The organism is Streptomyces sp. NBC_00154, assembly GCF_026342835.1.
GTDB lineage: Bacteria > Actinomycetota > Actinomycetes > Streptomycetales > Streptomycetaceae > Streptomyces.
The window spans coordinates 8,007,763-8,016,355 of the sequence record NZ_JAPEMI010000001.1; the positions used below are offsets into that span (position 1 = coordinate 8,007,763).

The following is an 8,593-nucleotide window of genomic DNA, read 5'->3' on the forward strand; positions in this document are numbered from 1 at the left end:
CTGATGCGTCCGTGGTCACCACCCGCGCCCTGCTCACCGCCCGGGAGAACATCACCGACACCGTCGCCGCCCGCGCCATGATGTGCATCCACGGCGGCGCCGGCTTCGGTAAGACCCTCGCCGTCAACACCTGCCTGCGCGAGCTCGAACCGCACGAGGACGTCCGCCGCGTCACCTTCCGCGCCCGCCCCACCGCCCGCGCGGTGCGCTACGAGCTGTTCACCGCTCTCGGCCTGCCCGGCGAGGCGCCCCGCCACCCGAGCGAGTTCGACCGTCTGCTGAAAACCGCCCTGGCCGAGCGGCCCCGCACCTTCCTGGTCGACGAAGCACAGTGGCTGAACGGGGAGGCCTTCGAGTACTTCCGCTACCTGTGGGACGAACCCACCACCCAGCTCGCGATCGTCTTCGTCGGCGGCGCCGGCTGCCACTCCGTGCTGCGCCGCGAGCCGATGCTTTCCTCCCGTGTTTTCATCTGGCAGCAGTTCGCCCGCCTCACCCCGCAAGAGGTCCAGGACGTCATCCCCTTGTTCCACCCGGTCTGGGCCGACGCCGCCCCCAAGGACATCACCTTCGCCGACCAGCACGCCGCCCACGGCAACTTCCGTGCCTGGGCCCAGCTCACGGCCCATATCCGCACCGCTCTGGCCCGCACCGGGCGCCCGAAGGTCGACGAGGAGCTGCTGCGCTGGGCCTTCAGCCGTCTCGCATGAGCACCCTCAGCTTCAAGGAGCCGCCGCCGGTCGTGCTCGTCCTGGACCCGTACGACGATGCGGTGCACACACACGCCGCGCTGGCCGCCCACGACCTGCCTGCCGGCCGGGTCACCCTGCACCCCGGGCCGGGTACCACCAGCGACACCGCCCTCGCCCACGACCTCCTCGCCGCCCTGGGCAAGCCGCCCCAGATGACCGGCCGGTTCCGCTCCGGCAGACAACCCGTCTGGGAGGCCGCCACCGCCTGGATCCGTGCGCTGCCCGTCACCCGGCTCACTGTCCTGCGTGCCCACCGGCTGACTGACCGCCGCCTTCAACGCCTCCTGCGCCTACGCGATCACACCGGCGTCCATCTGACCCTCGTCTGCCACCGACCGCGCATCCCCGTCGCCCTGCACCAAGCCCTGCTACCTGTCGCCCACACCCGCACCAGCACATTTGAATCCGCCCGCGGCCATTACTACGGCCCACCCACCACCTGGTGCCCTCCGCTATCCCCGGTCGGCGGCGTAGCCCCCGGGCGCTGGATCACGCTGCCCGCCCTGGACCGCCTCGTCTCCTACGACAGCCCCAGCCCCTGCCACGGCCCGTGCACACCACCGCCGATCGACTGGAGACACCGCCCACCACCGAAGCTCATCACCCCGGCGACCGCAGCCGAAGTCGCCCGCCGGATCCACGCTGCGACCGCCCACCCCCGTCTGGCTGCAGCCCTGGCAAGCGCGATTTTCACAGGCGCTTCCTTCCAGCAACTAGCCACCGCCCGCACCGAAGATTCCGACGGCGCAGCCGTCCTCGCGCTGCACGACCCCACCCGCTACACCGACGGCTGCGCGACCTACCCCGTACCCGAGTGGGCCCGCGTCTTCCTGCGCGCCGCCGTCTACTTCGCCCAGTTGGCCCCCACCGAAGACCAGCGGCTGCTGGCCAGCCTCGACGACCGAGCACTCCTGCTGCGATCCGCCGAGACAGCGAAACTGCGCCCACCGCAGCCTCCCGCCGGCAGGCGCACCAGTCCACGCGGCCATGTCGAATGGACCTGGCGCGAGCGTGAGGAAGCCGAACGCCACAGTGGCCTGCTGACGGGGGCCAGCCTCCGCCGATCCGTCAGCTCGCGCAGCTGAAGCCCGTCCGGTCTGCCGCACTCCTCGAACACACCACATGGATCCAGCTTGCGCGGCTCTCGGGTTCAGCGGGTGATGAAGTCTGCGAACTCGATGTCGCTGAAGGTGATCTGCAGGCCATGAGCACGACGACCCCAGTCCCGGAAGTAGGCGTGCCCCAGAGCCCGGGCAAGGATCACCACCTGCTGTCGCTCACCGGCACCCGCATCCCGGGCCGCGAACAACTCCCGTGCGACCGCTCCGGAAAGCTCCTGGGTGATCAGCCGCTGTCGTGGGTCGTCGGAAGACCCCGCGGCGGAAGCGAACCCGAATCGCGCTCTGGCGTGCAGGACGATGCCGCGGGCTTCGGCCTGCGCTTGGATACGAGCGCGTACCCGCGGCTGCCACCAGACGCGGACCACATCCTCGATCACGCGGACATGCGCAGGGCTGGGACGTCCCTGAACACCTGCCTTCGCAGTCACCCACCGCTGCACGGTGCGCTGAGAAACCCCAAGCAGAGCAGCCAACCGCTTCGTGGACCCTTTCTCCGACTTGAGGAGGAACTTGAGGCGGTCGGCCGTACTGGTGGGGACGGGCCGCGTGCGCACGAGCCGCTCGAGTCCCTCCGCTATCTTTCCCAAAGTCTTCGACCTCCTGGACGTCCGGTGGAGCGGCTCGCGATCAAGATGCCCTTGGTCTGAATCGGTGGATCCGGCTGGCCGCGGGGTGGTCCGCCTCGTGCTCTCCGTACAGCCAGTCGGCTCACAGATGGTCCGGGTACCGTTCCGGAATCCGACGCAGAGACGGGCTGGAGGCTTGCTTCGAGATCCTGTCCGGTTCACATCATGAGGTGGATCAGCCTTGTGTGAGCCGTTGTCTGTGGGTCGTGTCGGGCTGGGGCCCTGCAGCCCCACCCCGGAGGGTTACAGGTAGGTGATGTAGAGGACGACAGCGGGCGGTTTGACGTTCAACTTTCCTGCGTCGTGGGTGAGTTCTTCCTCATAGGCGAGGAGGTTCCCGTTTTTCGGGTCGAACAGCAGGGTCTGTTCTTTGGGGAGTCCTCCGTATCGCGATGCAACGGTGAAGGCGGCACCGACCCGGCCCGCGCGATCCTCGACGTTGCCCCGGTACCTGATGCCCTGCGTGTCCTTGAGGGCCCGCAGGAGGGCTGCCCTCTGGGCGGGCGAGAAGTGCCGGTCCAGGAGGCGCTCGGCGACGGAGTCGAACGTCTCGCCGGGGCCGGATGTTTCGTAGCCCTCGGCGAGCCAGCGCTTCATGGCGCTCGGGCCGGTGGGGGCTTCGTGGTTTCTCGGGTCGGACATGTCGGCCGGCCCGGATGAATCCGAGTGCTCCTGCGGATCGGCGCCCACTGACCCGGCTGCTCCCCACCTCTCGCGCTGCGCGTCGTTCTGGAACTGAGGCTTGACGGTACGGACGGTCCACTTCTGCGACCCGTCGGGCTTCTTCCAGGTCGTGCGCCGCTCCGGAATGATCGCCGAGGTCACCTGCGCGCCGTCGATCCGGGTGGACAGTGACCAGCTCTCCTGGACGAAGCGCTGCGTGCCACCGTGGGGTGCATCGTTGGCAAGCCCCTCGATGCGCTGGGCGATCTCCTCCAGGACTTTGGCGGCCGGACGGTTACCGGCCTGGTAGGCCAGGGGCTTGGGGGTGATGGCGTACGCGGGCTGGGGCGCCGTCCCCCACATGTTGGTGACCACCAGGGCGAAGGCCGCAGCAGCCGTGGCCAGGCCACTGACCAGCAGCCAACGCCGGCCACGCCGATGGGAACGGCGAACACTCACATGCGCGCCCTCGGCCGGCGTGGAAAGAATCGATGTGAGCACCTGTTCGTCAGCTGGCGTGGCTGCCTCTCGAGCCGGGTCCAAAGACCGCAAGACACGATCCGTCTCACGCACCCGCTTCACCCCGCTTCGTCGTTGCCGACTGCACCAAGGCATCCCATTGCGGTGCAGTTCCATCAAGAAGCCGGAGGGCAAGCCCGTTCTTGAGGCGCTTGCGTGCACGATGGAGACGAACCTGATAAGCACCCACGCCACAGCCGAGAATCTTTGCTCCTTGCGAGGAAGCCACCTCGTCCCACAACGCCAACCGAAGCACCTCCTGGTCCGCTTCGCTCAGAGCGTCGAACGCAGTGGCCATCTCCATGCGCAGCGCCACATCCTCGGTGTGGTCCCCACCCTCGTCATGCGGCTGGGCCTTCAACCACTCGGACACACGCAATCGGTGCTTGTCCGACCGATAGGCATTGGCCAGGGTCCGGCGCGCCACCCCGTACAGCCAGGCCAACGCCTTGCCTTCGGGCAGCTCACCGAACCTGCGCCAGGCGACCAGGAATACCTCGGCGACCACGTCGCCACGTGGTCGCCGTGGATCCGCCGGCGCACGTACGCATCGACGGCCGAATAGTGCCGCCTGTAGAGCTCGGTGAACCGCTGCTCGTCGCTCGTAGTCTCCACTTCCCCTCCACCCTGTCTATGTGCGGCGGCCACGGCTCCTTACCGATGTTCGGAAGATTCTTTGGGCGGACCCGCGCCTTCACATCCGCACGCTGTGTCCTGCCCCCGTGCCGAGGCAGGACGGCTCTTGGCACGCTGGCAGCCCGGGACCCGGGGCGTGATGCCCGGGGTATGCGCCCTCTCCCGGTCAGGCGGTTCAATGACGTGGCGTTGATCGGGTCACTGCGCCCATTCGATGCCTAGTTCGGCCAGGGTGGCGCGCTGCTCCACGGTGAGTTTGTCGCGGCGGGTCTTGGTGTTCGTGATCCACACGCCCAGCTTCACCATGACGGGGGCGGTCTCGCTTTCCACGACGATCTCTTCTGCGTGCCCGCGCGGAACCCGGTGGTGTCGTTCGCGGGCGATGTACTGGGCGAGGGCCTGTACGCCCCTCTGGAAGGCTGCTGACGCCTTCCCGGACATCTTCCCGCCGCCCTTGGCTGCCGGGGTCGGGGCGGGGCGCTGGGCTGGCTGAATGCCCAGCCCGGTGAGCCGTTCCTGCTGCTCGGTGGTCAGCTGTGCCCAGGAGTTGGCCTGTCGCTGGAGCCACCGCCCGAGGTCGTCGCCTTCGTAGGTGACGCCGGGTTGGATGTCGGGGAGGTTGCCGCCGGGTTCGGTATTGGCGAGGTCGGCGAGTACCCGGTAGTGGCGTTGCCAGTTGAGTGGCCAGGGGCAGTTCCAGTCTTCATCGATGGCGGCGAGTTGCGCCGCGCGGTGCTCGGCCCGCTCCGGATCCTTGCCGATGCCGCCCTTGCGGCGGAGGTTGGCGATCAACTGTCCGATCGGGATCAGGCTGTCGGTGCCTCCTTCGCCCCATAGGGTGTCTTGGCGGGGTGCGAGGTGTCCGTGGGCCCGGTGAAAACTGCGCAACGCCGCGAGTTTGGTTTCCCATGCTTCGTCTCCGGGTTCCCAGACCATCCCGGCCTCCGGTGCGTCGAGGAGGGTTTTGCGGTGGTCGTCGAGTTCGCCGGCGCGGTATGCGCGGCGTTGTTGGTGGACCCACCTGCCGAGCGGGAACGCTTTCGTGACGCCGACCTCGGTCTCTGTGTCGTAGGGGACCGCGTGGAGCCCGGTGATGTGGTTTTCGGTGCGCCAGTGTCGGAGGGCTTGGTAGCCCTCGAGCCAGACGAGGGTTTCGGGTCGGTACACCCGCGTACGCAGGAACGCGGCGATGGTGGCCGGGTCTCGTGGAGTGGAGAAGTGGAGCAGCGCGGACTCGAGCACGGCCCGCGTCCCGTTCTCCTGGTCGACGACCTCACCCTCGCCTTCGCCCTCGGTTCCGATGATGCGCCCGTCGGCGTCGCGTACGAGGTGGTGGGGTTTGGCCCGTGGCTGCCGCGAGAGTGCTTGCGAGGCGAGTTGTTCGACGAGGTGTTCCGAGTGTGAGCGGAGTCCGTTTAGGACGGTTACGAGGGGGCGGTAGCTGGCGGAGGCGATCATGTCGTCGGGGTCCTCGCCGGGTTCCAGGAACACCGGCACGATGATCCGGGCGACCTTCGTGGTCCCGTCCGGGTTGGGCCGCAGTGCCCGGCCGATGTTCTGGACGATCTCCACTTGGGAGCCGCGGGTGTCGGCGAAGCAGATCGCTTCGACTCCGCGTGTGCCGACGATGTCGACGCCTTCACCGAGCACGCGGACGGACGCGAGGAATGCCCGGTGGACCCGGCGGTTGTTGGCGTTGATGCCGCCTGCGAACTGTCGTAGGACTTCGCGGCGTTCGCTGACGAGGTGGTCGCCGCAGAGCCAGTTTGCCCAGACGCGGTCTGGGGGGACGTGGCGGTAGGGCTCCAGGTTGTAGAGCTTTGCGTGGATTGAGGATGGCGGTAGTGCTGTGGCGTCTTCGAGGAATGTGTCGGATGCTTCGGTGGCGTAGAGCTCGGCCGCGGTTTCGGGGAGCTTCTCTGCGAAGGCGGCTGCCTCTTCCACTCGCTGGTGGAACGTCATGACCGTATGCAGGTTGCGTGCGGCGGCGTGCTCCAGCAACGCGGTCTGCAGCAGCGCGAGGCGCCGGCCCCGCAGCGCTTCTTCCGACAGCCCCAGCACCGGCTCGGGGTCGCGGATTTCGATCACATCGATCTCGAAGCCCGCCAAAATCCCCCGCTCGATGGCCTCCGACAGTCCGAGTTCGTAGATCCATTCGCCGTACGTTCCGGCCGGGTCGGACGTCATGGAGGCGATGTCCAGCTCCTGCCCGTCCTGGCCTCTCTGCGGCCGGGGTGCGGCGAGGATGCGCGGAGTCGCGGTCAGGTAGAGCCGGAAGTCCGCGGGGATTCGCTGGTTGTCGTGGATCGCGGCCCAGGGCCGGCCGAGGTCTCCGGCGGTTCCGTGTGCTTCGTCCACGACCGCGAGGTCGAACGGCTCCATGGTCTGCCCGTACAGCCGCTGGCCGCCCGCGAGAGCGGCTTCCAACGGCCCGCGCACCTTCCGCTGCCCCAACGGGGCGTCGATGTCCTCGCGGTCGACGAGGGAGGCGTAGGTGGCGAACACGATCACCGGCCCGGAACCCGCCCACAGCGCGAGCTGGATCGGGTTGGTGGTCGTCCGCACGCCGAGCTGCTCCAGGACGTCGTCCTTCTCCAGCGAGCACACGGCAACCATCGGGGAGCGGTGGCCGACCCGGCGCCACGCCTGCGCGGTCTGCACGAGGAGGTCCAACGTGGGGACCGTGACGAGGATCCGGCCGCCGGGGAAGTTGTCCAGCGCGGCCGAGGCGGCCGTGATCGTCTTCCCGGAGCCGGTCGCGGAGACGACCGTGCCACGGAGCCCCTCAGCGGGCACAGATGATCTTGCAGGGAATCCCACCCATTTACGGATGCCTGAATTCGCTTCTACCTGGTGTTCTCGAAGCTGGATCAAAACAATTCTCCGGGTTCGGGAAGGACCTGCTCGACCGAGGTGATCCGGTATCCGCCCTGCCGGTAAGGGCCGTCTGGGCGTCCGTAGACGGTCCAGGGCCGGTGGGCGGCTTCGCTGAGGGAGGAGGCCATCAGATGCACGGTGAGGCACGGTTCGCCCAAGCAGCCGGCCCGCTGGGCAACGAGCCGGTAGACCCGATGGCGCAGCATCTCGGCCGGTGCCCCGCCATGTTGCTCCGCCGCGGCTATGTCAGCGGCCACACGCTGCATCCGCTGCTCCTCACGGCGGCCTACACGCGGATCCTGCCCCGGTACATAGACAGGCATCTGCCGCTCCGTCATCACGTGGGCTACACGCTTCCATTCAAGGTGCTCCCACACGGCGATCGCCAGCTCACTCAGGCTGAGGAGCTCTGCCAGTCCTTCGCGTGCGCGTTCCTCGCGTTCCCGGGAGAGCCGCACATGCGTCCGCACCTGGCCGAGGGCGAGCCCGGTGGCCTTTCTCGTCACACCGAGCCGCGCAATTTCTTCCGGAAGATATTCGTAGAATGACATGAGCCCCGTCCGCGCCCAGAGGGTATCCCTTGTTTCTACCAACTCTACATGCTGCATCAAATCAATGATGCGTGGCACCGAAACCAGGACACGAACGAGCGACCCCTCGTAGCCAGTCGCACACCCGGCCCCCTTCCCGGCAGACGGGGGCCGGAAAGGGCACGGGGGTCTGGGGCGAAGCGGAGGGCCTCGGTCCCGTTGGTGTGGGTCACCCCTTAGGGTGCTGCCAGACCAGGGCTTCATCATGACGCCTGGCGGTTCATCACAGGGGCATGCATGAGTAGGCAGACAGAACAACGGCGTCCTTGGATAGAGCGCACGCTCTTTGGCACCCCGTTCCGGGTGGCGGTCTACCTGACCGTTCTGACACTTGCCAGTCTGGTGAAACTCGTGTGGGCAGTACAGGACGACCACAGCTTCAAGGTTGTGGTGACCAGCTTCGTAATCCTGCTCAGCACAGCGGGCGCTGTGCTGTTCTGGCGTATCCACCGCAGAAGCCACCGGGCCCCCTAGCCAGCCAGGCCCGCGCAGCGGGTCCAGGTCCTGAAGGCGAAGCCGGAAGGACTCAGGGTGGAGGAGCGCAGCGGACACACCCTCAGGTGAGATCTCACACCTCGCCTAACCGGCAACCCGTCCGCCCGCCCGCAACGGGCCGGCCCCTACCCCCTGGAGCGCAGCGGAAGGGGCACGCCCGGCAAAGCCGGGCAGGGGTGAGCGAAGCGAACCCCAGACTCCGTGAAACGGAGTCAACTCTGGTGCGAAGCACCAGAGTCCGCACCCCTGCGAAGCAGGGGTGCGCAACCACCGTGCGAAGCACGGTGGTTCGCTTGCACATCGCGCAGCGATGT

At 67.7% G+C, this 8,593-nt stretch carries 7 protein-coding genes and 1 pseudogene; 2 read left to right on the forward strand and 6 right to left on the reverse strand.

Features of this window, described 5'->3' with window-relative positions; all coding sequences use genetic code 11:
- Positions 1 to 11: 11 nt before the first annotated feature.
- Positions 12 to 710, forward strand: a complete 699-nt coding sequence (locus OHA03_RS36360; RefSeq protein WP_267007863.1) for an ATP-binding protein — start codon at positions 12 to 14, stop codon at positions 708 to 710.
- Positions 707 to 1,837, forward strand: a complete 1,131-nt coding sequence (locus OHA03_RS36365; RefSeq protein WP_267007864.1) for a hypothetical protein — start codon at positions 707 to 709, stop codon at positions 1,835 to 1,837. The genes OHA03_RS36360 and OHA03_RS36365 overlap by 4 nt, the downstream gene beginning before the upstream one ends.
- Positions 1,838 to 1,902: 65 nt before the next feature.
- Here the strand turns inward: OHA03_RS36365 and OHA03_RS36370 are convergent, their stop codons facing one another.
- The 6 genes and pseudogenes from OHA03_RS36370 to OHA03_RS36395 all read right to left on the reverse strand — a co-directional run bounded on the left by OHA03_RS36370 (position 1,903) and on the right by OHA03_RS36395 (position 7,802).
- On the reverse strand, positions 1,903 to 2,250 hold the full coding sequence (locus tag OHA03_RS36370) for a hypothetical protein (protein ID WP_267008296.1): 348 nt from the start codon (positions 2,248 to 2,250) through the stop codon (positions 1,903 to 1,905).
- 36 nt (positions 2,251 to 2,286) lie between these two features.
- Positions 2,287 to 2,733: pseudogene (locus OHA03_RS47905) on the reverse strand (helix-turn-helix domain-containing protein); the annotation flags it as partial.
- Between the two features lie 9 nt (positions 2,734 to 2,742).
- Positions 2,743 to 3,798 carry a CU044_5270 family protein gene (locus OHA03_RS36380; protein WP_323181345.1) on the reverse strand — a complete coding sequence of 352 codons (1,056 nt, stop codon included), beginning with the start codon at positions 3,796 to 3,798 and terminating at the stop codon, positions 2,743 to 2,745.
- Complete coding sequence (locus OHA03_RS36385; RefSeq protein ID WP_267007866.1) at positions 3,728 to 4,189, reverse strand: RNA polymerase sigma factor; 462 nt, start codon at positions 4,187 to 4,189, stop codon at positions 3,728 to 3,730. The genes OHA03_RS36380 and OHA03_RS36385 overlap by 71 nt, the downstream gene beginning before the upstream one ends.
- Before the next feature lie 326 nt (positions 4,190 to 4,515).
- Positions 4,516 to 7,191, reverse strand: coding sequence for a DEAD/DEAH box helicase (locus tag OHA03_RS36390; RefSeq protein ID WP_267007867.1), 2,676 nt, complete (start codon positions 7,189 to 7,191; stop codon positions 4,516 to 4,518).
- A complete protein-coding gene (locus tag OHA03_RS36395) occupies positions 7,188 to 7,802 on the reverse strand; it encodes a hypothetical protein (protein ID WP_267007868.1) in 615 nt (204 codons plus the stop codon). The genes OHA03_RS36390 and OHA03_RS36395 overlap by 4 nt, the downstream gene beginning before the upstream one ends.
- Positions 7,803 to 8,593: the final 791 nt, after the last annotated feature.

Excerpts from the sequence above, each read along its gene's own strand:
- OHA03_RS36365 (WP_267007864.1), top strand. The coding sequence starts at position 707 with ATGAGCACCCTCAGCTTCAAGGAGCCGCCGCCGGTCGTGCTCGTCCTG.
- OHA03_RS36380 (WP_323181345.1), bottom strand. The coding sequence starts at position 3,798 with ATGGAACTGCACCGCAATGGGATGCCTTGGTGCAGTCGGCAACGACGA.
- OHA03_RS36395 (WP_267007868.1), bottom strand. The coding sequence starts at position 7,802 with ATGCAGCATGTAGAGTTGGTAGAAACAAGGGATACCCTCTGGGCGCGG.